The following is a 22581-nucleotide window of genomic DNA, read 5'->3' on the forward strand; positions in this document are numbered from 1 at the left end:
GTCACTTGCCTCCGGTCGCGGCGGTCATCACGGCTTCCTGGGTGGCGCCGTGGGCATCGAGCAGGGCCGTCGCATGGCCTTCGTGCATCACCAGGATGCGGTCGCTCATGGCGAGCACCTCCGGCAGTTCCGACGAGATCATGAGGATGGCCACGCCCTGCTCCGCGAGTTGGTTGATGATGTGGTAGATCTCGGCCTTGCCGCCGACGTCGACGCCGCGCGTGGGTTCATCGAGGATGAGCACGCGCGGCTTCAGGGCCAGCCACTTGGCCAGCACCACCTTCTGCTGGTTGCCGCCCGAGAGCGCGCGCACATCGAGCTCCATGTCGCGCGTGCGGATCTTCAGCGCGTCGATGAGGCCGGCGGTCTGCTTTTTCTCGCCACCGCGATCGACAAGGCCCGCATGCGCGGGGACACGCGGCAGGCTGACGTTCTCGCGCAGGCTGAGGTCGAGCACCAGGCCCTGCGCCTTGCGGTCCTCGGTGACGAAGCCGAAGCCGGCGTGGATGGCCTCGGTGGGTGTCTTCGGCGTCACGGCCGTGCCATCGAGCGTGACCTTGCCTGATTCGAGCTTGTCGAGGCCGAACAGCAGGCGCGCCATTTCGGTGCGGCCCGCACCGAGCAGGCCGGCCACGCCGAGCACTTCGCCCGCGTGCAGCTCGAAGCTGATGTCCTTCACCATGCCGCCGCTGATGTGCTCCACCTTCAGCCGCACCTCGCGGATGTTGGGCGTGCGCGTTGGGTAGCGCGCATCGAGCGTGCGGCCCACCATCATCTTCACCACCTCGTCGAAGGCAAGGCCGGGAACATCGCGCGTGCCGACGAACTTGCCGTCGCGCAGGATCGAGATGCGATCGCACAGCGCGAAGATCTCCTCCATGCGGTGCGACACATAGACGATGCCGGTGCCCTGCTCGCGCAGTTCGCGGATGAGCTTGAACAGCGTGGTGGTTTCGCTTTCGGTCAGCGCGGCGGTGGGCTCGTCCATGATCAGCACGCGCGCCTTCTGGCCAAGCGCGCGGGCGATCTCCACCATCTGCTGCTGGCCGACGCTGAGGCGTTCGATGCGCGTGGACGGGTCGAGCCTGGACATGCCGACGCGGTCGAGCCATTCCTTCGCACGCGTTGCCATGGCCTTGCGGTCGAGCAGGCCGAAGTGGTGCAGTTCGCGGCCCAGGAAAAGGTTATCCGCGATGCTGAGCGCCGGGATGAGGTTCAGTTCCTGGTGGATGATGGCGATGCCGTGCTTCTCGGCATCGGCGGGCGACGTGATCGACACGGCCTGGCCATCCACCTCGATGCTGCCCGAATCAGGTGCATAGATGCCCGTCAGGATCTTCATCAGCGTGGACTTGCCGGCGCCGTTCTCGCCCATCAGGGCGTGGACTTCACCGGCGCGCAGTTCGAAGTCGACGCCTTCAAGCACCTGCACGGGCCCGAAGGCCTTGTGGATGCCGTGCATGCGGATGAGGGGCGCGGCCATCAGAACGTGACGCCGGCATGCAGGATGATGTTGGCATAGGGCGAGGTTTCGCCCGTGCGCACTACCGCGACCGCGCGGGCCGTGGCGTTCTTGAAGTCGTCGTGGGTGAGTTCGCCGACCGGCACGCCTTCGTTTTCGAGGCGCCGCTTCAAGGCCACCATGGCGGCGTTGTGCGCATGGATCTCGCTGGCCACCGTGGCGCTTTCCACCGCCAGCTCGCCGAACACGGCTTCGAACACCGTGGCGAACGGCGGCGTGCCGGGCAGCACGGCCAGGTCGATGCAGGGCACGCCAGGCGGCACGGGCAGGCCGACGTCGCCGATCACCAGCGTGTCGGTGTGGCCCATCGCCGCGATGATGCGGTTGAGTTCGGCGTGCAGTAGGCCGCTACGTTTCATGCGTGGCTCCCGAGGAAGGCCGCGACCTCGTCGGCGCGGGGCATGCCGCCCTGCGCACCGAGCCGCGACACGGCGATGGCGGCGGTGGCGCAGGCCTTGCGCACCGCCACCTCGAGGCCTTCGCCCAGGTACACCGCGAGCGCGGCATTGAAGGTATCGCCGGCACCGGTGCTATCCACCGCGTCGACCTTGAAGCCGGGCTGGTGGCGTGGCTCGTCATCCATGTCGCGGAACCACGCGCCGTCTTCGCCGCGGGTGAGCACCACCGGGCACGGCGCCTGGCGCATCAGCTCGCGGAAATCGGTATCGGCGGGCGCGCCGAGCACCATGGCAAGCTCGTGCTGGTTGGGCGTGATGAAGCGAACCCGTTGCAGCCATTCGCGTGGCAGCTTCTGCGCGGGCGCCGGGTTCAGGATGACGGGTACGCCCTCTTCCTGCGCGATGCGCAGCGTGGCGTCGACGGCGTCGAGGGGAATCTCCAGCTGCACCAGCAGCGCGTCGGCACCGCGGATGACCTCGCGCGCGGCATCCACCTGCGCCGGCGTGACGCGGCCGTTGGCCGCCGGGATGACGACGATGGCGTTCTCGCCCCCGGCCACCGTGATGCTGGCGGTGCCGCTGCCGATGCCATCCACCTTCGTGACGTGGCTGACATCGATGCCTTCGGCCTTGAGGCCGTCGTACAGCGATTGCCCGAAAGCGTCGTCGCCGATGTTGCCCACCATGGCCACCTGCGCGCCGAGGCGCGCCGCGGCCACGGCCTGGTTGGCGCCCTTGCCGCCGGGGATGGTGAGGAAGCGGTCACCGGTGATGGTCTCGCCCGGGCCAGCGAAGCGCGGGGCCAGGGTGACGAGATCCATGTTGATGCTGCCGACGACAACGATGCGCGTCATGCCACGGGGCTCCCTTCGATGGTCTGGAGTGGGGATGGCGCGCAAATATACGCCTTGCTAGCGCGCGATGCTTTCATGCGCGTGCTGTTTGTTCAGCGTTCGAGGCCTTTCGCTTCGAGCTCGGCAAGGTAAGCGGGCCAGGCGGTGTCGTGAGCGCGCCCCAGGTCGTGCAACGTATCCCAGCCAAAGATGCCGCTGGCATGGCCGTCGTCGAAGCGGATGAGGATGCCGTAATGGCCGGTGGGCTCAATGGCGTCGATGCCGACATGGCGCTTGCCCGCGACCAGCACCTTCTGCCCCCTGCCGTGGCCTTGCACCTCGGCGCTGGGCGAATTCACCCGCAGGTATTCATAGGGAAGGCGGAACTGCTCACCGTTGTCGAAACTGACCTCGAGGACGCGCGAGGCCTGGTGCAAGGTGATGTCGAGGGGGCGCGGGCGGGTCATGATTACCTGGCAGCGTACGTGTAGGAGCCCACCCGTGGGCGACATCTCTTCGCGACAAACCCACAAGCCACTGCTACATCATCGCGAAAAGCTGTCGCGCACGCGGTGCGCTCCTACCTATGCCTGCGTGAAGTGTCCGGATCAGGTGGCGTGGCCGAAGCCGCCGCCGGTACCTTGCTCGAGCGGCGGCGGATCGCCTGCCACGGCCAGCAGCGACATGGCGTAGGCATCTTCCATGCTGACGGTGGAGACTTCATCCCAGCTGAAGAACGACGGCTCGCGCAGCCATTCCGCGTCGGGGGTGATCTCCTGCATGTTGAAGCCGTCTTCTTCCACGCTGACCAGGCGGCCGATGTAGCAGACCTCGGCTTCGTCTTCGCTATCGACATGCACGCCGATGACCGGCGCATGCGCGGAGGCCGCCTTCACCACCTGCGTGATGTCGTCGAGCGGGAAATCCGCCGGCGGCGTGGGCGCGATGCCCTTGAGCGCGAGCGCCTTCACGAGGAAGCCGGCGTGCTTGTCGGGGGCCTCGAACTCGGAGATGTCGCGGTGCCGCATGATGTACATGCCGTCGTAGCTGACACCGTCGCCGATGACCCACAGCAAAAAGAATTCACGGCCGACACCGCCCACGTAGCCGCAGAAGCTGCCGTGTTCGAGTTCGCCGCGCCAGATGCGAACGAGCTGGCCGTTGTCCTGTGCTTCGCGCAGGGACGCCCGCTGGCCGTTCGTTTTGAGTTGGATAACCTTGCCCATAGTGGTCAATAGTTTACCGGAGGGAGGCCCCTCCGGTGTTTAGAGGATGTAAGTTCACAGGATGTAGCGGCTGAGGTCTTCATCCTTGACCAGCGAACCAAGGTTTTTATCGACATATTCAGCGTCGATCACGTAGTTTTCGCCGGATTTATCGGCCGCCTCGAACGAGATCCGCTCCAGCAGGCGCTCCATCACCGTGTGCAGGCGGCGGGCGCCGATGTTCTCGGTGCGCTCGTTGACCTGGAAGGCCACGTCCGCGAGCCGGTCGATGCCCGTCTCAGTGAAGTTGAGCGCCACGCCCTCGGTATGCAGCAGCGCAACATACTGCTTGGTGAGGGCGTTGTTCGGCTCGCGCAGGATCCGCTTGAAATCGTCCACCGACAGGGCATTCAGCTCCACGCGGATCGGCAGGCGGCCCTGCAGCTCGGGGATGAGGTCCGACGGCTTGGCCAGCGAGAACGCGCCCGAGGCGATGAACAGGATGTGGTCGGTCTTGATCGAGCCGTACTTGGTCGACACGGTGGAGCCCTCGACCAGCGGCAGCAGGTCGCGCTGCACGCCTTCGCGGCTCACGCCCGCGCCGCCCCATTCGGAGCGCTGGGCCACCTTGTCGATCTCGTCGATGAAAACGATGCCATTCTGCTCGGCGCTATCGACCGCGCGGGCACGCAGCTCTTCGTCGTTGATGAGCTTGCCGGCTTCTTCCTCGACCAGGAGCGGGCGCGCCTGGCGGATGGTCATCTTGCGCTTCTGCGACTTCTGGCCGCCCAGGTTCTGGAACATCTTGCCCAGCTGCTGGCTCATCTCCTCCATGCCCGGCGGGGTCATGATCTCGACACCCACGTTCATGGCGAAATCAAGTTCGATCTCGCGATCATCCAGCGCGCCCTCGCGCAGCTGCTTGCGCAGCTTCTGGCGGGTGTCGTTGTCGATGGCGGGCGGGCTGCTACCCGTGTCGTCCCAGCCGGTGGGCTGGCGGCGCGGCAGCAGGGCGTCGAGCAGGCGGTCCTCCGCGGCGTCTTCGGCCTGGCTCTTCACCCGGCTCTTGGCCTGCTCGCGGACAAGCTTGTACGACACATCGGCCAGGTCGCGGATGATGGATTCCACGTCCTTGCCCACGTAGCCCACCTCGGTGAACTTGGTGGCCTCCACCTTCACGAACGGTGCGTTGGCCAGCGTGGCCAGGCGGCGGGCGATCTCGGTCTTGCCGACGCCCGTGGGGCCGATCATGAGGATGTTCTTAGGCGTGACCTCGTCGCGCATGCCCGGCTCGAGCTGCATGCGGCGCCACCGGTTGCGCAGGGCGATGGCCACGGCGCGCTTGGCGTCCTGCTGGCCGACGATGAAACGGTCGAGTTCGTTGACGATCTCGCGGGGGGTCAGTTCGGACATCGCTCAGAGCTCTTCGATCGAAACGTTGTGGTTGGTATAGATGCAGATATCGCCGGCGATCTTGAGCGCTTTTTCGGCGACCGTGCGTGCATCCAGCTCGGTGTTCTCCAGCAGGGCCAGCGCCGCGGACTGCGCGTAGGGGCCGCCGGAGCCGATGGCGATGAGGCCGTGCTCGGGTTCGAGCACGTCGCCATTGCCGGAAATGATGAGCGAGGCGTCCTTGTCGGCCACGGCCAGCATGGCCTCGAGGCGGCCCAGGCGGCGGTCGGTGCGCCATTCCTTGGCCATCTCCACCGCCGCGCGGGTGAGGTTGTAGCCGTGCTTCACCAGCTTCTCTTCGAACAGCTCGAACAGGGTGAACGCATCGGCCGTGGCGCCGGCGAACCCGGCGAGCACGTCGCCGCGGCCCAGGCGGCGCACCTTGCGGGCATTGGCCTTCATCACCGTGTTGCCAAGGGTGACCTGGCCGTCGCTGCCGATGACGACCTTGCCGTCGCGGCGGACGCAGACGATGGTCGTTGCGTGCATCGGATCCATTGGGGGGGCTTCGCTGCTGGAGGGGAACGGAAAAGGTGGGGGACGGCGGGGCGGGAAGCAAGAGAGCGGAGATTCTTAGCCCTTGCGCTTCGCCCGCGGGTGCGCCGCGTCATACACCTTCGCCAAATGCTGGAAATCCAGGTGCGTGTAAATCTGCGTGGTGGCGATATCCGCATGGCCCAGCAGCTCCTGCACCGAGCGTAGGTCGCCCGAGGATTCCAGCATGTGGCTCGCGAAGGTGTGACGGAGCATATGCGGGTGCACGCGCTTGGCGTGGCCGCTGGACAGCTTGGCCAGGCGGCTCTGGATGGTACGGGGGCTGATGGGGCCGCCCTCGCGGCCCTTGAACACCGCTTGCTCCGGGCTGGCGCCGCCGGCGGCTTTCAGCGCCGCCAGCGCGGTGACGGCGAAGCGGCCCACCGGCAGGATCCGGGTCTTGTTGCCCTTGCCGAGCACCCGCACCAGGCCGTCGTCCAGGTCGAGGTCGCCCCAGCGCAGGCCGCACAGCTCGGCCAGGCGCAGGCCGCTGGAATAGAACAGCTCCATCATGGCGGTGTCGCGCGGGGCCAGCGTGCCGCCCAGGTTGGTCTCCACCAGGGCCTTGGCCTCGTCGGCATCCAGCACCTGGGGCAGCTTGCGGCGCACCTTGGGCCCGCGGACGGCGGCGGCCGGGTCGTGGCCCAGCTGGCCCTCGCGGCTGAGGTAGCGGAACAGGGTGCGGCACGCCGAGAGCAGGCGCTGCAGGCTGGCGGGCTGGAGGCCATCGGCCTTGCCCTTGCCGCTGCCGCGGTGTGCCCGGGCAACCATGCTGCGCAGGCGGTCAGGCGTGAGGTCGTCGAACGAGCCGATGCCCTCGGCGGCCATGAAGGCCAGCAGCTTTTCGAGGTCGCGCCGGTACGCGGCCAGCGTATGCGCCGAAGGCGCCCGCTCCGCGGCGAAGTGCCGGAGGAACGCCTCGACGCCGTCGCGGGGGGTCACGCGGCCTTCCGGGCCCGTTCGATCGCGGAGCCCACGGTGGTGCTGATCATGTCCAGGAACAGCGTGCCCATGCCCGGGTGGAAGCGGTTGCTGTCGCCGCTGCCGATGGCCAGCAGCGCATCGGGGCCGATGCGCATCAGCGCGGCCGAGCGCACGTCGGGCGCGGCGTCGCCGAACAGGCGGTGCAGCTTGTCGGGGGCCAGGCGCCCGGCGACCGGGTCGCCATGCGCGAGGAACGAGGCGAATTCCGGCAGGCCCGAGGCGCCGCGCGGCTCGCGCAGCAGCCAGGGCTCGTCGGGCAGGCCGGCCAGGTCGCCGAAGAACACCAGGCGCACGCGCTCGGATTTGAAATCGTCGGTGAGGCGGCGCACCACGCTGCGCACCGTTTCCTCGATGTCGGCCGCGCCCAGCAGGGCCAGCATGAGGCCGTGGACGCGCCGCATCAGCGTCTCGTTGTCGCCGGCGATGGACGAGAGTTCACGCAGGCGGGTTTCCAGCTCGGCGTTTTTCTCGCGCAGGGTGCGCAGCTGGTGCACGGCCAGCGAGGCGGCCGGGCCGTTGGCGCTGGGCAGCACCAGCTGGTTGGCCAGCTCGGGGTATTCGGTGAGGAACTCCGGGTGCCGGCGCAGGTACGACGCCACCGTGGTTGGCTTGATGTCGCCGTCGATCGCGGTGTCGGTCATGGCGCGGGTGTCCTTCGTGATGCTTTGCTGCCGCTGAGTGTGCCGCGTTCGCGTGCCCGCGTCACACTTCGCCTTCGAACACGAAGGCGGCGGGGCCGGTCATCCACAGCGTGTGGCCCGGGCCGTGCCACTCGATGGTAAGCGTGCCGCCGGGCAGTTCGACGGCCACGACGGGGGCGGCCAGGCCCAGTGCCTGGCTCACGGCGGCCGCGGCGCAGGCGCCCGTGCCACAGGCCTGGGTCCAGCCCGAACCGCGCTCGTGGACGCGCAGTTTCAGCCGGTCGGTGGCCACGCGCTGGACGAAGCCGATGTTGGCACCCTGGGGGAAAATGGGGTGCGCGGTGAGCAACGGGCCGAGGTGGTCGATGCGTGGGTCGGCCAGGTCATCGACGAACACCACGCCATGCGGGTTTCCCATGGACACGGCGCCGAAGCTCACTTCCTCGCCGCCCGCGTGCAACGTGTAGGTGGCGTGCGGCGCGTGGTCGAGCGGCACGCGCGCCGGGTCGAAGTCAGGTTCGCCCATGTCGACGGTGACGTTGTGGTCGTCGAGCACCCGCACGGTGACCGGGCCGGAGGGGCTTTCGAGCCGCACTGGCTCGTTGCGCTCGATGACGCCATCGCGGTAAAGCCACGCCGCCACGCAGCGCACGCCGTTGCCACACTGCGCCGCGGGCGAACCATCGGCGTTCCACAGGCCGTAATAAAACGCGCACGATGCATCGCGCGAGGGTTCGATGCTGATGAGCTGGTCGAAGCCGATGCCCGTGTGCCGGTCGGCCAGGGCCCGGATGCGGGCGGCGTTAGGCACGCGCCCGGCATCCTCGCGCCAATCCACGATGACGAAATCGTTGCCGATCCCATGCATCTTGGTGAAGCGCGTGGCCATGGCGGGTTACTGGTGGATGATGGGATTGAACGGGGTCATGGACGAGCTGGCCGGGGCCGGCGAATCCACGGTGGACGCGCGCGCCGGCTGCACCGCCGGGTTGGTGGCGTCCTGCAGCGACTGGCCCTGGTGGCCCTGCGGCGCCGGCGTGGGCGCGGGCTTGGCCGTGGTGCCGGGCGCGGGCGGCGGGGGCATGAACAGCGGGCCCTTCTGGCCGCAGCCCTGGAGGCTGGCGGCAGCGGCGCAGGCGATGGCGAGCGGCAGGATCAGTCGGCGCATGGGCTTCTTCCCGGAAACGGAGGCCAGTATAGCCCTGCGTGCCGTCAAAGCGCCTTCTCGAGGCGCAGGGCGTCGGCGCCGTCGCCGTAGTACCTCGCGTACTCGCCAATGCGGTGGTAACCCAGGCGCTCGTACAGGCCGATGGCCACGCCGTTGTCCTTGCGTACCTCGAGCCGGAGCGCGCGGCAGCCCCGCAAGCGCGCGGCATCCTCGGCGGCTTCGATCAGCGCCGAACCCACGCCCTTGCCACGGGCCTGCGGCTTGGTGGCGATGGAATACAGGCGCGCCACGGTGGTGCCCTTGCGGTAGAACACGACGGCGGTACCGAGGAACCGGCGGTGGTTGGCACTGGCCACGAGCACCTGCGCGGTTTCGCTGTCGAGGTGCTTGCGGTATTGGGCGCGGCTGAGGCGGTCCGTGTCGAACGTCGCCTCTTCGAGGGCGACCAGGTCGTCGAGGTCACTGACCTCGGCGCGACGAACGCGTACCGCGGCGGTTACCGGGGGTGGACGCATGCGCTTTGGGGACTCCGGCGCGAAGGGTGGGGGTATTGGGGCAAGCGCGGCACTGTAGACCCGTGGGCACGACGGATCAATGACTTTTTCCTAAACCTGCCCGGAAACGCGCCCTGCGTCGCCTTGTGCGCCGCCACGGGCAGGAACACACTGCGCCACCGGGATACACCGTGGAATTGAGGTCACATGAGCCGGCTCGTCATCGTCGTGGAGAAAGCCTCGGACTGGGGCTCGTACTACCCGTCCGCCGATGTCGTCACCGCCATGGATTACCTCCGCGAGCCGGTGGGTGGCGACGATGAACGCACGCACGTCATCAACCTTTGCCGCAGCTATAAATACCTGGGCACGGGTTATTACGTGTCGCTGCTGGCCGAGGCGCGCGGCCACAAGGTGATCCCCTCGGTGCGCACGGTGAACGATCTGCGCCGCCGTTCGCTGTACGGCTTGCAGATCGACGACCTCAACGACAAGCTCGCCAGCTTCCTGCCCGCCGGCGGCCGCGACACCACCGATTTCGGCATGCTGGTGTACTTCGGCGAAACCGCGCACCCCGACCTGCAGGATCTTGCGCGGCAGATCTTCGATATCTTCCCGTGCCCGCTCATGCGCATCGAGTTCGAGCGCGAGCGTGTATGGCAGATCGCCGCCGTGAAGCCGGTGGGCCTGCACACGCTGGACGACGCCCAGGAAGACGCCTTCGCCGCCACGCTGGAAAAATTCTCGCGCAAGATCTGGCGCCGCCCGCGTGCGCGCAAGCAGTACCGTTACGACATCGCGATGCTGGTCGACCCGAACGAGGCCATGCCGCCATCGAACAAGAAGGCGCTGAAGCACTTCATCGAAGCGGGCAAGCACCTCGGCATCGAGGTGGATCCCATCAACAAGAACGACTACCAGCGGCTCGCCGAGTACGACGGCCTGTTCATCCGTGAAACCACCGCCAGCGACAACCACACCTACCGCTTCGCGCACCGCGCGGAGCGCGAAGGCATGGTGGTGATGGACGACCCCACCTCGATCCTGCGCTGCACGAACAAGATCTTCCTCAACGACTTGATGGTGTCGCGCAAGCTGGCCACGCCGAAGACCGAGATCCTCTACCGCGACGATATCCGCCGCCTGCGCGACCTGCCCGAGCGCCTGGGCCTGCCCATCGTGCTGAAGATCCCCGATGGCTCGTTCTCGCGTGGCGTGGTGAAAGTGGAGACGCCCGAGGCGCTGGAGAAAGCGGCGGTCGACCTGTTCTCGCACAGCGCCCTGCTCATCGCGCAGGAATACCTCTACACGGAATTCGACTGGCGCATCGGCGTGCTCAACCACGAGCCGCTTTACGCGTGCCAGTACTTCATGTCGCGTGGCCACTGGCAGATCTACAACCATGGCGCGAAAGGCACCGCCAAATCCGGCGGCTTCCGCACCGTGCCCGTGCGCGAGGCGCCCTCCGACGTGGTGAAGCTGGCGCTGAAAGCCACGCAGACCATCGGCGATGGCCTCTACGGCGTGGACCTGAAGCAAGTGGGCGAGCGCCCCGTGGTCATCGAAGTGAACGACAACCCCTCGATCGACGCCGGCGTGGAAGATGCCTACCTGGGCGAAGACCTCTACCTGCGCATCATGCAGGAGTTCCTCCGCCGCCTGGAACTAAAGCGCCTGGGCATCCAGCCCTGATAACCCTTACCCTAACTGTGGCCCTACCTGTGGCCCTACGTGTGGGAGCGCGCTCGCGCGCGATTCACTAAAACGCCAGCGCGTGGCTCTGTAGGAGCGCACACCTGTGCGCGACCCCCTGGCCTCACCGCCGAAACAACCCCAAGAGCAATTCAACAGGCAACCGCGGCCGCAAAGCCACCAACACACTCATCGGCGCCAACAGCAGCCAGAACGTGGCCGACCACCCCAGGGCCTCACTGCGCCCCGAAAGCGGCGTAAGCAACAGCAAAAGCATGCCCCCGGCCAGCCAGGCCAGGGCGATGAGGGCGACGGTACGGCGAGGGGTCATCTCGTGCATGGCAGGCTCCGGGCGTGGTGGCATGGGGCGATCCTGACCGCCCCCTGTCTCAGAACCCGCGACCGTTGACCGCGCCTTGATGTGGTTAGTCGCAGCCTGCCCCCATGAACCGTATCCCTGCCGCGTTGATCCTCATGGCTGGCGTCGCCGCGGCGGGCTGCGCGGCCGACGCCCCGCTCAAGACCGTCAATCACGTCGACCTGCCCCGCTACATGGGCACGTGGTACGTCATCGGCGCCATGCCCAACATGTTCGAGAACGGCAAGGTCGCCACGGCGGACGAGTACCAGCTGCGCCCCGACGGCACCATCGACAACTGGTACCACTACCGCAAAGGCTTCGACGCCCCGCCGAAGAAGTGGCACGGCAAGGCATGGCTGCCCGACCCGAAGGACGCCAGCCGCTGGAAGGTGCAGCTGCTTTGGCCGTTCCGCTCCGACTACACCATCCTGGCCCTGTCGGACGATTACCGGGTGAGCCTGGTGGGCCTGCCCTCGCGGAAGCTGCTGTGGGTGCTGTCCAAGGATCCGGTCATCGACGACGGCGCCTACCACCAGTTGCTCGAACAGGCCCGCGCCCAGGGTTTCCCGGTGGAGAAAATGCGCAAGGTGCCGCAGCGGCCGGAAGATGCCGGCAAGCCGGGTTACCTCGAGTAGGCCTTGGTAGAATCGCCCGGCCGGGCACGGGCCCGGCGACGAGCCAGGAGAGTCCATGAGCGCTGAAGCGCAACGTTTCGCCGTCTTCGGTCACCCCATCGCGCATTCGCTCTCGCCCGAGATCCACGCGGCGTTCGCGAAGCAGCTGGGCATTCGCCTTGAATACACGACCGTGGATGCCGCGCCGGGCGAGTTCGACGCCGCCGTGCGCCGCTTCTTCGCCGATGGTGGCATGGGTGCCAATATCACCCTGCCGCACAAGCAGGCCGCGCTGGCCCTGGCCAGTGAGGTGAGCGAAGCCGCCCAGCGCACGGGCGTGGCCAACACCCTCACCCGCCTGCCCGGCGGCGGTATCGCCGCCCACAACACCGACGCCGGCGGTTTCGTCCGCGATATCACCGAGCGCCACGGTTTCGACCTGCGTGGCCACGACGCCCTGCTGCTCGGTGCCGGTGGTGCCGCCAAGGCCGTGGCCTGGGCGTTGATGGATGCCGGCGTACAGACGCTCACCATCATCAACCGCACGCCGGAGCGCGCCGACGAGATCGCCGATGCCATTGGCGAGCCGGCCCGCTGCCATACGCGCTACTGGGACGGCCTGGACGGCGAGTGCTTCGACCTCATCGTCAACGCCACCTCCATCGGCGTCACCGGCGGCGATTTCGACCTGCCGATGTCCATCGTGCAGGACCACTCCACCGCCTACGATCTCTGCTACGGCGCCGCCGCCGCGGGCTTCAAGGGCTGGGCACTGGCCGCCGGCGTGCGCCCCGACTGGTTCCGCGACGGCCTGGGCATGCTCGTGGAGCAGGCCGCCGACGCCTTCGAACGCTGGCACGGCCAGCGCCCGGACACCGACCCGGTGTACCGCGAGCTCCGCCAGCGCTACTGATGGCCCTCGCCTGCCGCCCCGGCTGCGGGGCGTGCTGCATCGCCCCGTCGATCAGCTCGCCCATCCCCGGCATGCCCCACGGCAAGCCGGCGGGTGTCCGCTGCATCCAGCTCAGCGACGACAACCGCTGCAAGATCTTCGGCCACCCCGAGCGGCCGAAGGTCTGCGGCGGGCTGCAACCCGAGGCGGTGATGTGTGGCGCCGATCGCGAACATGCGATGGCGTGGCTGGGGGCGTTGGAGCGGGCGACGGCGGCTTGAGCTAGCCGCGTGGCGCGCGGATCACTTCACCGCGCTGGCATCAAAGTGCGGATTCTCGATGATCCCCACGCGATTACCAAATGGATCCTCGACAGCCGCCACCTTGATGCCGCCACCTACTTCCGTCACCGCATCGATCACGTTTCCGCCAAGCTCGACAAGCCGCGCGAACGCCACGTCGATATCCGCCACGCCCCAGAGCGGCTGTGCACCGGCGGTGCCAGGCTCGCCATCCGGAATCAGGCCCAGCTCGAACCCACCGACGTTGAAGCCCACGTAGAACGGCTCATCGAAGTACGGCTGGCGCTCCAGCACCTCGGCGTACCAGGCCTTCGCCTTCGCCAGGTTGGTAACGGGGTAAATCGCGGTGCGCAGTCCGAGCATCATGGGGCCGTTCCTCGAGGTGGGCTTCGAGTATAGGCGGCCATCGACCGCTTATTGGGGCGCCGCGACCAGCGTGCCGGAACCTTTCGTCGGGCACACATACGTGGCCCGGTATTGATAGCTGGCCTTGTCCCCCTCCTGCTTCGCGAGCAGGAGGGGGATGGTGTCGACGGCGGCCGTCGGGCAATCGTGCCGGGCCGCGGCCAGGCAGGGCGAATCGCTGATCGCGCTTTCGGTGCAGGCCACCGCGATGGCCCCGGCGGCGGGCATGGCCGCGACGGGTTCCGGGGGCGCGGCCGCGCAGCCGGCGAGGCTCGCCAGCAGCAGGGCGGGGCAAAGGACTCGCAGCGGGCTTCGCATCGGGCACCTCCTTGGTGCGGAGGCTAGGGTGGCCCGATGACGCGCAGGTGTCAGCGAACCAGTTGGCGAATCCCAAGCGCCAGGATCACCGAGCCGCACACCCGGTCTATGCTCTTCTTCCACTGCCGGTACCGGGTGGCCACGCGTGGCGTGGCGAACAGCACGGCCACCAGGCCGTACCACGACGACGCCACCACGGCCACGGTGCCGAGCATGCACAGGAACGTGGGCACGTTGACGTGCTGGGGCGCGGCGGCGGCGAACACGGCGGCGAAGAAGGCCATGGACTTGGGGTTGGCGATATTGGTGGCGATGCCGGCGCGGAACGATTGCCACGCCGTGGGGCCGCCCTCGTCCACTGTCGCGGTGCCGCCGGCACCGGCCTTCACGATGAGCCGGCCGCCGAACCAGATGAGGTAGGCGGCGCCCGCGACCTTCACGGCCAGGGCGATCCACGGGAAGGTGGCGAAGACGATGCCCACGCCGAGGATCGAGCACGTGGCCCAGAACAGGTTGACCACGACGATGCCGGCGACCATGGCCAGCGCATCGGCTGTGTGGGTGGAGGCGGCCTTGTGCGCCACGGCCACGAAGTTCGGCCCGGGGATGACCACGCCTACGACGTAGACGGACAGGACGACCGCGATGGCGTGGATATCGAGCATGGGGCGATGGTAACGCGTGCGTCATACGCGCGGGCGAAGATGGCGCGCCCGCAGGGGCCGTCCGACAGGGGGCCGGCCTGGTTGCGGGCCGTGCCACCGGATCCCCCCCATGATCACCGCATCCCGTATCGCCGCGGTTCCCCGCCGCGCGATCATCGTTGTTGTCGTCACCGCCGTGCTGCTGGTGGCGGCCCTTGTGCTGGGCGTTCGCCAGACCCACCAGGCGGCCGAGGCCGATGCCGTCGCGTCGATCCCTGAGCCCACACCCACCACGGGCGCCTCGCCCGAAGTGAAGATCCTCCTCGACCTGGCCCGCGACGCCACCAGAGAGGGCCGGCTCATCGCGCCCCAGGGCAACAACGCCTACGAGTATTACCTCTCCATCCTGCAGCTGGATCCGAAGAACGGCACCGCCCAGGACGCCCTGCGCGAGACGCTGCCGTTCGCGTCGCAGGAGATCGAGCGGCAGATCAACCGCCGCGAGCTGGAAGAAAGCCGCCGCGAGATCGCCCTGCTGCGCGACTTCGACCCCACCAACTACACGCTGATCATCCTGGGTGCCAAGCTCAATGCCCAGCAGCAGGTGGTGACCGCCGAGAACGAGGCGAAGGCCGCGGCCATGCAGCGCCGCGCGGGGGCCTGAGCCGCGCCTGCGACCCGGTTCATGGTCCAGCGGCCAGGGGCGCGCCATAATCGGCGCTCCCCCAAGGCAAGGAGCCTGCCCCATGTCCCGCATCGGTACATTGTTTTTCATGGCCGTCCTCGGCGGCGCCGCCCTCAGCGCCTGCCAGACCGCCCCCGCCTCGTCGTCCGCGGCCCCCGCGCCGGTCAAGGGTTTCGTCACCGATACCAAGGCCTTTGACGCCTTCATCGCCACGAAGCCCACCGCCGACCAGTTCAAGGCGGCCTACCCCGATGTCCTGCTGGTGATGCCGAACACGCCCACCACCATGGAAATCCGCATGAACAACAGCCGCTATTTCCCCCAGTGGGACGCCACCGGCCACATCACCGGCGGCAAATTCCAGTAGGAGCGCACCCCTGTGCGCGACGCCTCTCGCCCCACCGCCACAGGGTGACCCAACCATGGGGGCTACAATGCCCCCATGGCCAACAACATCCGCCCCTTCAAAGGCACCCTCCCGCGCCTCGGCGCCCGCGTCTATGTCGACCCCGCCGCCACCGTCATCGGTGATGTCGAGCTGGCCGACGACGTCTCGATCTGGCCCGGCGCCGTCGCCCGCGGCGATGTCCACCACATCCGCATCGGCGCCCGCAGCAACCTGCAGGATGGCGCGGTCATCCACGTCACCCACGACGGCCCCTACAGCCCCGGCGGCTTCCCCACGATCATCGGCGAGGACGTCACCATCGGCCACGGCGCGGTCATCCACGCCTGCACCATCGAGGACGGCTGCCTCATCGGCATGCATGCCACGGTGCTCGACGGGGCGGTGGTGAAGAAGAACGCCTTTGTCGCGGCGGGCGCCCTGGTGCCGCCGGGCAAGGTGGTCGGCGAGCGGGAACTGTGGGTGGGGAACCCGGCGAAGATGGTTCGGGTGTTGAGTGACAAGCAGGTGGAGCAGCTGTTCTATTCAGCGGCTAATTACGTGCGGCTGAAGGATGTTTACCTTGAGGAAGCCGGGTAGGGAGCATCGCGCGCAAGCGCGCTCCCACAGGCTTCCACAGGCTTCCGCAGGAAATGGGTGGTCGGGGCTTTTGGAACAGGGGCTTAGCGCCTGCACAAGGTGCTGCTTGATTTGGCCCCGCGACAGCACCACGCTGGGTGCCGAACAAGGAGACACCCATGGACAGCACCACCAACCCCTTGCTGGATCCCAGCGGCGACCTGCCCGCCTTTTCGGCCATCCGCCCCGAGCACGTTGAACCGGCCATCGACCGGCTGATCGCCAGCCAGCGCGCCGGCGTCGACCAGATCACCGCGGCGGGCGCGGCTCGCGATTTCGACCACGTCATCCTGGCGCAGGAGCGCCTGGACCAGGCCCTTTCCCGCGCGTGGTCGCCGGTGAGCCACCTGCATTCCGTGGCCGACAGCGAGGCCTTGCGCAAGGTGCACGGCGCGGCGGAAGAAAAGCTCACCGACCACGGCATCGAGATGGGGCAGAACCGCGACCTGTACGCGGCCACCCAGGCCGTGGCCGACCGCGACGACTTCGCCAGCCTGCCCGCCGCCGCCCGCGCCGCGGTGGAACACGCCCTGCGCGATTTCCGCCTCTCCGGTGTTTCCCTCGAAGAACCGGCGCGTAGCCGCTTCCGCGAGATCGGCGTGGAACTGTCGAAGCTCACCACCGAGTTTTCCAACGCCGTGCTCGACGCCACCGAGGCCTGGCACAAGCACATCACCGACGAACGCGACCTCGCCGGCATCCCGGCCTCCGGCCGTGCCGTGCTGCGCGAGTACGCCCGCGAGCAGAACCTCGACGGCTTCCTCGTCACGCTGAAGCAGCCCAGCGTGCAGGCGGTGCTCACGTACGCCGAGAACCGCGACCTGCGCTTCGACGTCTATTACGCCTACCAGACGCGTGCGTCGGACCAGGGCCCGAACAAGGGCAAGTTCGACAACAGCGAGCGCATCGAGAAGATCATGGCCCTGCGCCACGAGGCCGCGCAGTTGCTCGGCTTCGCCAACGCCGCCGAAGAATCCCTGGCCACCAAGATGGCCACCTCGCCGCAGGTGGTGCTCGATTTCCTCCGCGACCTCGCCGCCAGGGCGCGCCCGCGCGCCCGCGAGGAGCTGGCCGAGCTGCGCCACTTCGCCAACGAGACGCTGAAGATCGACAACCTCGAACCGTGGGACGTGGCCTTCGCCGCCGAGCGCCTGCGGGTGGAGCGCTACGCGCTGGACGAGGAGCAGCTGAAGCCGTATTTCCCGGCGCTGCAGGTGGTGCAAGGCCTGTTCGATGTCGTGGAGCGCCTGTATGGCGTGACGTTCACCAAGCGCGCCGATGTCGATACGTGGAACAAGGACGTCACCTACTACGATCTCAGCAACGCCGATGGCACCGTGTTCGCCGGCGCCTACGTCGATCTCTACGCGCGCTCGGGCAAGCGTGGCGGCGCGTGGATGGATGTGTGCGAAGCGCGCTTCCGCGATGGCGGGCAACTTCAGCTGCCGGTGGCGTTCCTCACCTGCAACTTCCCGCCGCCGACCGATGGCGCCCCCGCGCTGCTGACGCACGACGACGTGCTCACGCTGTTTCACGAGTTCGGCCACGGCCTGCACCACATGCTCACCGAAGTGGATGTGCCCTCGGTGGGCGGCATCGATGGCGTGGAGTGGGATGCGGTGGAGCTGCCCAGCCAGTTCATGGAAAACTTCGCGTGGGACCGCGAGGCCCTGCGCCTGTTCGCGAAGCACTATGAAACGGGCGAAGCGCTGCCGGACGAGCTCTACGAGCGCATGCTCAAGGCGCGCCATTTCCACACGGGCATGTTCCTCGTCCGCCAGCTGGAGTTCGGCCTGTTCGATTTCCGCCTGCACCTGGAGTACGACCCCGCGCGCGGGGCCCGCCCCATGGAGGTGCTGGAGGAGGTGCGCAAGGAAGTGTCCGTGCTGCACCCGCCGGTGTGGCAGCGCTTCCCGCACGCCTTCACGCATATCTTCGCGGGCGGCTACTCGGCCGGGTACTACAGCTACCTGTGGGCCGAGGTGCTCTCGGCCGATGCCTTCGAGCCGTTCGAGGCCGCCGGTGTGCTCGACCGCGCCACGGGCGAGCGTTTCCGCAAGGAAATCCTTGCCGTGGGTGCCACCCGCCCGGCCCTGGCCTCGTTCACCGCCTTCCGCGGCCGCGAGCCGCAGCCCGAGGCCCTGCTCAAGAGCTACGGCCTGGCCTGACGGCAGCCCGAAACCCGCCTGACGCCGGGCCGTCACGCGGGTTTCCTTTACAATGGCGCGATGAAGATCGCTTCGTGGAACGTCAATTCGCTCAAGGTCCGCCTGCCCCACCTCCAGCAATGGCTGGGCGAGGCCGCGCCGGACATCATCGCGCTGCAGGAAACCAAGCTCACCGACGACAAGTTCCCCGTCGATGAAATCGCCGCCATGGGCTACCGCGTCGCGTACTCGGGGCAGAAGACCTACAACGGCGTGGCCATCCTGGCCCGGGGCGAACTGGGCGATGTCGTCACCGACATCGAAGGCCTCGACGATCCGCAGCGGCGCATCCTCGCCGCCACGGTGGGCGATATCCGCGTCATCAACCTCTACGTGGTGAACGGCAAGGCGCTGGGCGACGAGAAGTACGCCTACAAGCTGCACTGGCTGGCGAAGGTGCGCGACTTCATCGCCGGCGAGATGGCAAAGCACCCGAAGCTGGTGGTACTTGGCGACTTCAACATCTGCCGCGACGACCGCGATGTGTACGATGCTGCCGCCTGGGGCGAGGATATTTTCTGCTCGCCGCCCGAGCGCGCCGCGCTGCAGGCCATCCTCGACACCGGCCTGCACGACAGCTTCCGCCTGTTCTCCGACGAGGCCGGTCTCTTCAGCTGGTGGGACTACCGCCAGGCCGCGTTCCGGCGCAACATGGGGCTGCGGATCGACCTCATCCTGATCAGCGACGCCCTCAAGGCCGTGGCCACCTCGTCCATCATCGACAAGGGCCCGCGGAAGTGGGAGCAACCGTCCGACCACGCGCCTGTCGCGCTGGAGTTGAACCTTTGAACGTACCGAAATCCGAATGGCCCAGTTCGCTCGATGACAAGGAACTGGAAGAACTCGATACCTACCTGCGCAGGCACGGTGGCGACGGCGACCTGATGCTCGACGGCGTGCACGGGCTGCTCTCCGCCGTGGCGGTGGGCCCGCTCGAGGTCAAGCCCGAGGAATGGCTGCACGAAGTGCTGCACGACGCGTTCGACGACGAAGACGAAGGCAACCGCGTGCTGGCGCTGCTGGCCAAGCTCAACGATTCCATCACCGCCGAGCTCGACGTCGACGCCTACGAGCCCATCCTGGGTGAAGTCGATACCGACGAGGGCCCCATGCTCTCGGCCGCCGGCTGGTGCGAAGGCTTCAGCCGCGGCATCGACATGCGCGCCGCGCTGTGGGAGTCGCGCCTGGCCGAGGATCCCGAGCTCATGCAGATGCTCGGCCCCGTCATGGCCCTGGCCGTGGACGAGGGCGTGCTGCAGGCCGACGCCGAGTTCGAAAAGCTCAGCGACGAGGAATACGACGAGTGCCTGGGCCAGCTGCCCGAGGTGCTCGTGGGCGTGGGCCAGTACTGGCAGGACAGGCCGCCGACCGAGGCCGAGATCACCGCCATGGCCAAGCCCCGCGAAGGCGAAGAACACCCGCCCCGCCAACGCGCGGGCCACTGGGTCCACTAACCCGCTCCAGCGTCTGGGCGCTCTGGGGCACATGTGGGAGCGCGCTCGCGCGCGATGCCCCCCGGAACGGATCGTTCGCCAGATGAGACTTCTCCGCCACGCCCGGAGAAGCCATCTTGTGCGCAGTCCAAGAACCCACCCCGGAGCCCCCATGACATACCGCAGCATCGTCCGCCGCATCCGCGGCATGGATACCGCCGACGGCGCCGGCGTGAAACTCAAGCGCGTGATCGGCCAGCCTGCCCTCGACATGCTTGACCCGTTCCTGCTGCTCGACGAATTCCGCTCCGACCAGGCCGGCGACTACATCGAAGGCTTCCCCGACCACCCGCACCGCGGTTTCGAGACGGTGACCTACATGCTCGCCGGCCGCATGCAGCACGGCGACAACCAGGGCAACCGCGGCGATCTCGGCCCGGGCAGCGTGCAGTGGATGACCGCCGGCAGCGGCCTCACCCACTCCGAAATGCCGCAGCAGGAAGAAGGCCTTATGTGGGGCTTCCAGCTGTGGGTGAACCTGCCCGCCGCCGACAAGATGACCGCCCCGCGTTACCAGGACATCCCGCCGGGCGATATCCCGGTGGTGCATCCGGCCACGGGCGTCACGGTGAAGGTCGTCGCGGGCGAACTGGCGGGCGCCACGGGCCCGGTATCCGGGGTCGCCACGGCGCCGGTCTACCTCGATATCGGCCTGGAGGCTGGGGCTGGCTTCGAGCTGGCGCTGCCCGAGGGCCATAGCGCGTTCGCCTACGTGTTCGATGGCAAGGCGGCCAGCGTGGCGGGCCAGCCAGTGGCGCGTGGCGAGCTGGCCGTGCTGTCGAAGGGCGATACGGTGGCCCTGTCGGCCGAGGAGCCCAGCCGTGTCCTGCTCGTCGCCGGGCGCCCCCTGGCCGAGCCGGTGGCCCGCTACGGCCCGTTTGTCATGAACACCCCGGCCCAGATCCACGAGGCCATCGCCGACTTCCGGGCCGGCAAGTTCTGACCGGGCGAACCTGAACGGAACACGGAAGTTCCCTTCGGCGTTTAAGTGCTGGACGGGGAAGGGTTTGTAGGCTTGGAGCCATTCGAATTCGCAAGCCCTTCATTGCCCATGCGCTTCCTGCTCACCGTCGTCCCGCTAGCCGCCGCCTTCATCATCGCGGCCTGCTCGCCTTCCGAGCCCCCGGCGCCCCAGTCGGCCGGCCCCGCCGCGGCGTCCACCTCCGCCTCGCCAGCCCCGGGCCGCACCTCGCCGGCCACCGCCGCGCTGGGCACGCCCGAGTGGTACACGTGGGTCGACAAGACGCTCGCGGTCAGCGACGACGGGCACGGCCCGCAGCCGAACACCCCGGCATGGGACGATGCGGTAAACGCCAAGCTGGGCGAAGAAGCCCCCCAAGCCGCCGCCGGCTCCGCCGAGTGGCAGCAAGCCGTCGACGCCCTGCTCCGCACCCGCGTCGCAACGCACTAGCTGAAAGAACGGTGGGAGCCCGCTTGCGGGCGATGGCTCTTCGCGATGTGCCATCGCCCGCAAGCGGGCTCCCACAAGAGCATGGCCGCAAGTCAGAGATCGACGGCGAGCGTGCTCTTGCCGTTAGGTACTTTCGTTTCGCCCTTGGGCAGCGACAACACCAATCCACCGGGCGGCTTGATCGGCTGCGTGATCGTCAGTACCGCCTTGCCGCCTTTCGCTTTCAGCGTATAGCCGAAGCGCCCGTAAGGCGTGCGCAGATCGCGCACCGCGATGCCATCGCCTTCCAGCCACGCCGGCTGCACGCCGGCCGCGATGACCACGGCCTGGTCGGCGTCGCGGTCGTACGCGAACAGGTCGAGCGCCGAGCGGACGTAATCCGAAGCGATCCACGCGTGCGGCATGTCGCCAACGAAGCGCGGCTTGCGTGCATCGTGGCCGACCACTTCGGCCCACTGGTTCCAGGCGGCGGGGCGGCGGTCGGCGAAGAAGAACGCGATGAGGTCGTTGGTGCGGTCACGCCAGCCGAGGCGGACGAACGTGGCGATGACGCGCAGCTCGTAGGGCGTGTAGTCCTCCCACGCCATCTTTCCATCGCGGCGGGCGACGAAGGCCTGCCAGTACTTCTCGAACGTCGCGTCGACCAGAGCCTTCGGCAGGCGTGAACCTTCGCCGCCGGGTGACAGCGCGATGGTCGTGGAGGTCGCATCGAAATCGCCGAGCTCGGCGGAGCCGGGGATGAAGTCGATGCCCTTGGCCTTTACGGCCGCGTTGATCGAGGCGTGCAGGTCGGTGCGGAATGCATCGCGTGATGCACCGAACGACTTGGCATCGTCGGCACGGCCGAGCACGCTAGCCAGGTCGGCCGCGTCCTCGTAACCCTTCAACGCCCAGAAATCGTCCCAGTACGAATGCATCGGCTTGGCCGAATAACCTTCGTGGCTGATCGACGCCGGCATCAGGCCATACAGCGCACGGTCGTCGCCTTGCAGGCGCGACGGCTGGCGCTCGCTGGCGCGCAGCGTCTCCATGTAGGCCACGGCCTTCTGCACGTGCGGGTAAAGCGCTTCGACGGTCTTGCGGTCGTGCGAGTAGCGCCACAGCTCGGCCACACTGAAGACCAGCTCGCCGTGGCTGTCGTTCTCGGGCACCGGATCGGAGCCACGTGCGTCGACGCAGCAGGGCACCTTGCCATTGCTGAACTGGTGCGGCGCGTACCAGGTGATGAACTCGCGTGCCACGTCATCGTGGCCCGTGCGTAGCAGGCCCTCGAGCATCATGGCGCCGTCGCGCACCCAGGTG

The 22581-nt window shown here is 67.8% G+C and carries 28 protein-coding genes and 1 pseudogene; 12 read left to right on the plus strand and 17 right to left on the minus strand.

The window, feature by feature from the left end; all coding sequences use genetic code 11:
- Position 1: 1 nt before the first annotated feature.
- The 12 genes from VI08_RS03975 to VI08_RS04030 form a co-directional block, all read right to left on the minus strand.
- Positions 2–1483: a sugar ABC transporter ATP-binding protein gene (locus VI08_RS03975; RefSeq protein ID WP_045828255.1), complete on the minus strand. Its 1482-nt coding sequence runs from the start codon at positions 1481–1483 to the stop codon at positions 2–4.
- On the minus strand, positions 1483–1881 hold the full coding sequence (gene rbsD, locus VI08_RS03980; RefSeq protein ID WP_045828256.1) for a D-ribose pyranase: 399 nt from the start codon (positions 1879–1881) through the stop codon (positions 1483–1485). The genes VI08_RS03975 and rbsD overlap by 1 nt, the downstream gene beginning before the upstream one ends.
- Positions 1878–2774, minus strand: a complete 897-nt coding sequence (gene rbsK, locus VI08_RS03985; protein ID WP_045828257.1) for a ribokinase — start codon at positions 2772–2774, stop codon at positions 1878–1880. Before rbsK ends, rbsD begins: the two co-directional genes overlap by 4 nt.
- Positions 2775–2866: 92 nt before the next feature.
- The gene (locus VI08_RS03990) at positions 2867–3220 is read right to left on the minus strand and encodes a gamma-butyrobetaine hydroxylase-like domain-containing protein (RefSeq protein ID WP_045828258.1); all 354 of its coding nucleotides are present in this window, start codon (positions 3218–3220) and stop codon (positions 2867–2869) included.
- A 141-nt stretch (positions 3221–3361) separates the two neighbouring features.
- Positions 3362–3979, minus strand: a complete 618-nt coding sequence (locus tag VI08_RS03995) for a hypothetical protein (RefSeq protein WP_045828259.1) — start codon at positions 3977–3979, stop codon at positions 3362–3364.
- A gap of 54 nt (positions 3980–4033) precedes the next feature.
- A complete protein-coding gene (hslU, locus tag VI08_RS04000) occupies positions 4034–5371 on the minus strand; it encodes an ATP-dependent protease ATPase subunit HslU (RefSeq protein ID WP_045828260.1) in 1338 nt (445 codons plus the stop codon).
- 3 nt (positions 5372–5374) lie between these two features.
- Positions 5375–5908, minus strand: coding sequence for an ATP-dependent protease subunit HslV (gene hslV, locus VI08_RS21630; RefSeq protein ID WP_045828261.1), 534 nt, complete (start codon positions 5906–5908; stop codon positions 5375–5377).
- A 75-nt stretch (positions 5909–5983) separates the two neighbouring features.
- A complete protein-coding gene (locus tag VI08_RS04010) occupies positions 5984–6886 on the minus strand; it encodes a tyrosine recombinase XerC (protein ID WP_045828262.1) in 903 nt (300 codons plus the stop codon).
- Positions 6883–7569: a DUF484 family protein gene (locus VI08_RS04015; RefSeq protein ID WP_045828263.1), complete on the minus strand. Its 687-nt coding sequence runs from the start codon at positions 7567–7569 to the stop codon at positions 6883–6885. The genes VI08_RS04010 and VI08_RS04015 overlap by 4 nt, the downstream gene beginning before the upstream one ends.
- Positions 7570–7630: 61 nt before the next feature.
- On the minus strand, positions 7631–8458 hold the full coding sequence (gene dapF, locus VI08_RS04020; RefSeq protein WP_045828264.1) for a diaminopimelate epimerase: 828 nt from the start codon (positions 8456–8458) through the stop codon (positions 7631–7633).
- 6 nt (positions 8459–8464) lie between these two features.
- The gene (gene lptM / locus VI08_RS04025) at positions 8465–8737 is read right to left on the minus strand and encodes an LPS translocon maturation chaperone LptM (RefSeq protein WP_045828265.1); all 273 of its coding nucleotides are present in this window, start codon (positions 8735–8737) and stop codon (positions 8465–8467) included.
- 44 nt (positions 8738–8781) lie between these two features.
- Positions 8782–9252 (minus strand): GNAT family N-acetyltransferase, encoded by a 471-nt coding sequence (locus VI08_RS04030; protein ID WP_045828266.1) that lies wholly within the window; start codon positions 9250–9252, stop codon positions 8782–8784.
- Positions 9253–9438: 186 nt separating this feature from the next.
- On the opposite strand from VI08_RS04030, the gene VI08_RS04035 reads away from it, so the two are divergent.
- The gene (locus tag VI08_RS04035; protein ID WP_045828267.1) at positions 9439–10923 is read left to right on the plus strand and encodes a RimK family protein; all 1485 of its coding nucleotides are present in this window, start codon (positions 9439–9441) and stop codon (positions 10921–10923) included.
- Between the two features lie 124 nt (positions 10924–11047).
- Here VI08_RS04035 and VI08_RS21950 read toward each other — a convergent pair whose 3' ends face one another.
- Positions 11048–11263 (minus strand): hypothetical protein, encoded by a 216-nt coding sequence (locus tag VI08_RS21950; RefSeq protein WP_045828268.1) that lies wholly within the window; start codon positions 11261–11263, stop codon positions 11048–11050.
- Positions 11264–11367: 104 nt separating this feature from the next.
- On the opposite strand from VI08_RS21950, the gene VI08_RS04045 reads away from it, so the two are divergent.
- From VI08_RS04045 to VI08_RS04055, 3 genes are read left to right on the plus strand one after another with little or no spacing between them, the layout of a single operon-like run.
- Complete coding sequence (locus tag VI08_RS04045; protein WP_084621242.1) at positions 11368–11919, plus strand: lipocalin family protein; 552 nt, start codon at positions 11368–11370, stop codon at positions 11917–11919.
- Between the two features lie 55 nt (positions 11920–11974).
- Complete coding sequence (aroE, locus tag VI08_RS04050; protein WP_045828269.1) at positions 11975–12811, plus strand: shikimate dehydrogenase; 837 nt, start codon at positions 11975–11977, stop codon at positions 12809–12811.
- Positions 12811–13071: a YkgJ family cysteine cluster protein gene (locus VI08_RS04055; protein ID WP_045828270.1), complete on the plus strand. Its 261-nt coding sequence runs from the start codon at positions 12811–12813 to the stop codon at positions 13069–13071. The genes aroE and VI08_RS04055 overlap by 1 nt, the downstream gene beginning before the upstream one ends.
- 21 nt (positions 13072–13092) lie before the next feature.
- On the opposite strand, the gene VI08_RS04060 is transcribed toward VI08_RS04055, so the two are convergent.
- Genes VI08_RS04060 through VI08_RS04070 form a run of 3 tightly spaced genes read right to left on the minus strand, consistent with a single transcriptional unit; the run spans position 13093 to position 14480 of the window.
- The gene (locus VI08_RS04060; protein ID WP_045828271.1) at positions 13093–13458 is read right to left on the minus strand and encodes a VOC family protein; all 366 of its coding nucleotides are present in this window, start codon (positions 13456–13458) and stop codon (positions 13093–13095) included.
- A gap of 48 nt (positions 13459–13506) precedes the next feature.
- Positions 13507–13815: a hypothetical protein gene (locus VI08_RS22340; RefSeq protein ID WP_045828272.1), complete on the minus strand. Its 309-nt coding sequence runs from the start codon at positions 13813–13815 to the stop codon at positions 13507–13509.
- A 50-nt stretch (positions 13816–13865) separates the two neighbouring features.
- Positions 13866–14480, minus strand: a complete 615-nt coding sequence (locus tag VI08_RS04070; protein WP_045828273.1) for a LysE family translocator — start codon at positions 14478–14480, stop codon at positions 13866–13868.
- A 109-nt stretch (positions 14481–14589) separates the two neighbouring features.
- Between VI08_RS04070 and VI08_RS04075 the strand changes: the two genes are divergently transcribed.
- The 8 genes from VI08_RS04075 (at position 14590) to VI08_RS04110 (ending at position 21279) form a co-directional block, all read left to right on the plus strand.
- The gene (locus VI08_RS04075; protein ID WP_045828274.1) at positions 14590–15123 is read left to right on the plus strand and encodes a hypothetical protein; all 534 of its coding nucleotides are present in this window, start codon (positions 14590–14592) and stop codon (positions 15121–15123) included.
- Between the two features lie 82 nt (positions 15124–15205).
- Positions 15206–15511: a hypothetical protein gene (locus tag VI08_RS04080; RefSeq protein ID WP_045828275.1), complete on the plus strand. Its 306-nt coding sequence runs from the start codon at positions 15206–15208 to the stop codon at positions 15509–15511.
- Positions 15512–15586: 75 nt separating this feature from the next.
- Positions 15587–16129 (plus strand): gamma carbonic anhydrase family protein, encoded by a 543-nt coding sequence (locus VI08_RS04085; protein ID WP_045828276.1) that lies wholly within the window; start codon positions 15587–15589, stop codon positions 16127–16129.
- Positions 16130–16287: 158 nt separating this feature from the next.
- Positions 16288–18336: a M3 family metallopeptidase gene (locus VI08_RS04090; RefSeq protein WP_045828277.1), complete on the plus strand. Its 2049-nt coding sequence runs from the start codon at positions 16288–16290 to the stop codon at positions 18334–18336.
- 60 nt (positions 18337–18396) lie between these two features.
- Positions 18397–19164, plus strand: coding sequence for an exodeoxyribonuclease III (xth, locus tag VI08_RS04095; RefSeq protein WP_045828278.1), 768 nt, complete (start codon positions 18397–18399; stop codon positions 19162–19164).
- A complete protein-coding gene (locus VI08_RS04100) occupies positions 19161–19829 on the plus strand; it encodes a YecA family protein (RefSeq protein WP_045828279.1) in 669 nt (222 codons plus the stop codon). The genes xth and VI08_RS04100 overlap by 4 nt, the downstream gene beginning before the upstream one ends.
- 151 nt (positions 19830–19980) lie before the next feature.
- Positions 19981–20811, plus strand: coding sequence for a pirin family protein (locus VI08_RS04105; protein ID WP_045828280.1), 831 nt, complete (start codon positions 19981–19983; stop codon positions 20809–20811).
- Positions 20812–20919: 108 nt separating this feature from the next.
- Entirely contained in the window at positions 20920–21279 is a 360-nt protein-coding gene (locus VI08_RS04110; protein WP_045828281.1) for a hypothetical protein, read from the plus strand.
- Positions 21280–21371: 92 nt separating this feature from the next.
- Here VI08_RS04110 and VI08_RS22485 read toward each other — a convergent pair.
- Positions 21372–22148: pseudogene (locus VI08_RS22485) on the minus strand (discoidin domain-containing protein); the annotation flags it as partial.
- Positions 22149–22581: the final 433 nt, after the last annotated feature.

Origin of the sequence: Luteibacter yeojuensis (assembly GCF_000964085.1) — a bacterium.
Taxonomy (GTDB): domain Bacteria; phylum Pseudomonadota; class Gammaproteobacteria; order Xanthomonadales; family Rhodanobacteraceae; genus Luteibacter; species Luteibacter yeojuensis_A.

Bases quoted from the DNA above. Each gene is read 5' to 3' on its own strand.
- VI08_RS03975 (WP_045828255.1), bottom strand. From the start codon at position 1,483: ATGGCCGCGCCCCTCATCCGCATGCACGGCATCCACAAGGCCTTCGGG.
- rbsD (WP_045828256.1), bottom strand. From the start codon at position 1,881: ATGAAACGTAGCGGCCTACTGCACGCCGAACTCAACCGCATCATCGCG.
- rbsK (WP_045828257.1), bottom strand. From the start codon at position 2,774: ATGACGCGCATCGTTGTCGTCGGCAGCATCAACATGGATCTCGTCACC.
- VI08_RS03990 (WP_045828258.1), bottom strand. From the start codon at position 3,220: ATGACCCGCCCGCGCCCCCTCGACATCACCTTGCACCAGGCCTCGCGC.
- VI08_RS03995 (WP_045828259.1), bottom strand. From the start codon at position 3,979: ATGGGCAAGGTTATCCAACTCAAAACGAACGGCCAGCGGGCGTCCCTG.
- hslU (WP_045828260.1), bottom strand. From the start codon at position 5,371: ATGTCCGAACTGACCCCCCGCGAGATCGTCAACGAACTCGACCGTTTC.
- hslV (WP_045828261.1), bottom strand. From the start codon at position 5,908: ATGGATCCGATGCACGCAACGACCATCGTCTGCGTCCGCCGCGACGGC.
- VI08_RS04015 (WP_045828263.1), bottom strand. From the start codon at position 7,569: ATGACCGACACCGCGATCGACGGCGACATCAAGCCAACCACGGTGGCG.
- dapF (WP_045828264.1), bottom strand. From the start codon at position 8,458: ATGGCCACGCGCTTCACCAAGATGCATGGGATCGGCAACGATTTCGTC.
- lptM (WP_045828265.1), bottom strand. From the start codon at position 8,737: ATGCGCCGACTGATCCTGCCGCTCGCCATCGCCTGCGCCGCTGCCGCC.
- VI08_RS04030 (WP_045828266.1), bottom strand. From the start codon at position 9,252: ATGCGTCCACCCCCGGTAACCGCCGCGGTACGCGTTCGTCGCGCCGAG.
- VI08_RS04035 (WP_045828267.1), top strand. From the start codon at position 9,439: ATGAGCCGGCTCGTCATCGTCGTGGAGAAAGCCTCGGACTGGGGCTCG.
- VI08_RS21950 (WP_045828268.1), bottom strand. From the start codon at position 11,263: ATGCACGAGATGACCCCTCGCCGTACCGTCGCCCTCATCGCCCTGGCC.
- VI08_RS04045 (WP_084621242.1), top strand. From the start codon at position 11,368: ATGAACCGTATCCCTGCCGCGTTGATCCTCATGGCTGGCGTCGCCGCG.
- aroE (WP_045828269.1), top strand. From the start codon at position 11,975: ATGAGCGCTGAAGCGCAACGTTTCGCCGTCTTCGGTCACCCCATCGCG.
- VI08_RS04055 (WP_045828270.1), top strand. From the start codon at position 12,811: ATGGCCCTCGCCTGCCGCCCCGGCTGCGGGGCGTGCTGCATCGCCCCG.
- VI08_RS04060 (WP_045828271.1), bottom strand. From the start codon at position 13,458: ATGATGCTCGGACTGCGCACCGCGATTTACCCCGTTACCAACCTGGCG.
- VI08_RS22340 (WP_045828272.1), bottom strand. From the start codon at position 13,815: ATGCGAAGCCCGCTGCGAGTCCTTTGCCCCGCCCTGCTGCTGGCGAGC.
- VI08_RS04070 (WP_045828273.1), bottom strand. From the start codon at position 14,480: ATGCTCGATATCCACGCCATCGCGGTCGTCCTGTCCGTCTACGTCGTA.
- VI08_RS04075 (WP_045828274.1), top strand. From the start codon at position 14,590: ATGATCACCGCATCCCGTATCGCCGCGGTTCCCCGCCGCGCGATCATC.
- VI08_RS04080 (WP_045828275.1), top strand. From the start codon at position 15,206: ATGTCCCGCATCGGTACATTGTTTTTCATGGCCGTCCTCGGCGGCGCC.
- VI08_RS04085 (WP_045828276.1), top strand. From the start codon at position 15,587: ATGGCCAACAACATCCGCCCCTTCAAAGGCACCCTCCCGCGCCTCGGC.
- VI08_RS04090 (WP_045828277.1), top strand. From the start codon at position 16,288: ATGGACAGCACCACCAACCCCTTGCTGGATCCCAGCGGCGACCTGCCC.
- xth (WP_045828278.1), top strand. From the start codon at position 18,397: ATGAAGATCGCTTCGTGGAACGTCAATTCGCTCAAGGTCCGCCTGCCC.
- VI08_RS04105 (WP_045828280.1), top strand. From the start codon at position 19,981: ATGACATACCGCAGCATCGTCCGCCGCATCCGCGGCATGGATACCGCC.
- VI08_RS04110 (WP_045828281.1), top strand. From the start codon at position 20,920: ATGCGCTTCCTGCTCACCGTCGTCCCGCTAGCCGCCGCCTTCATCATC.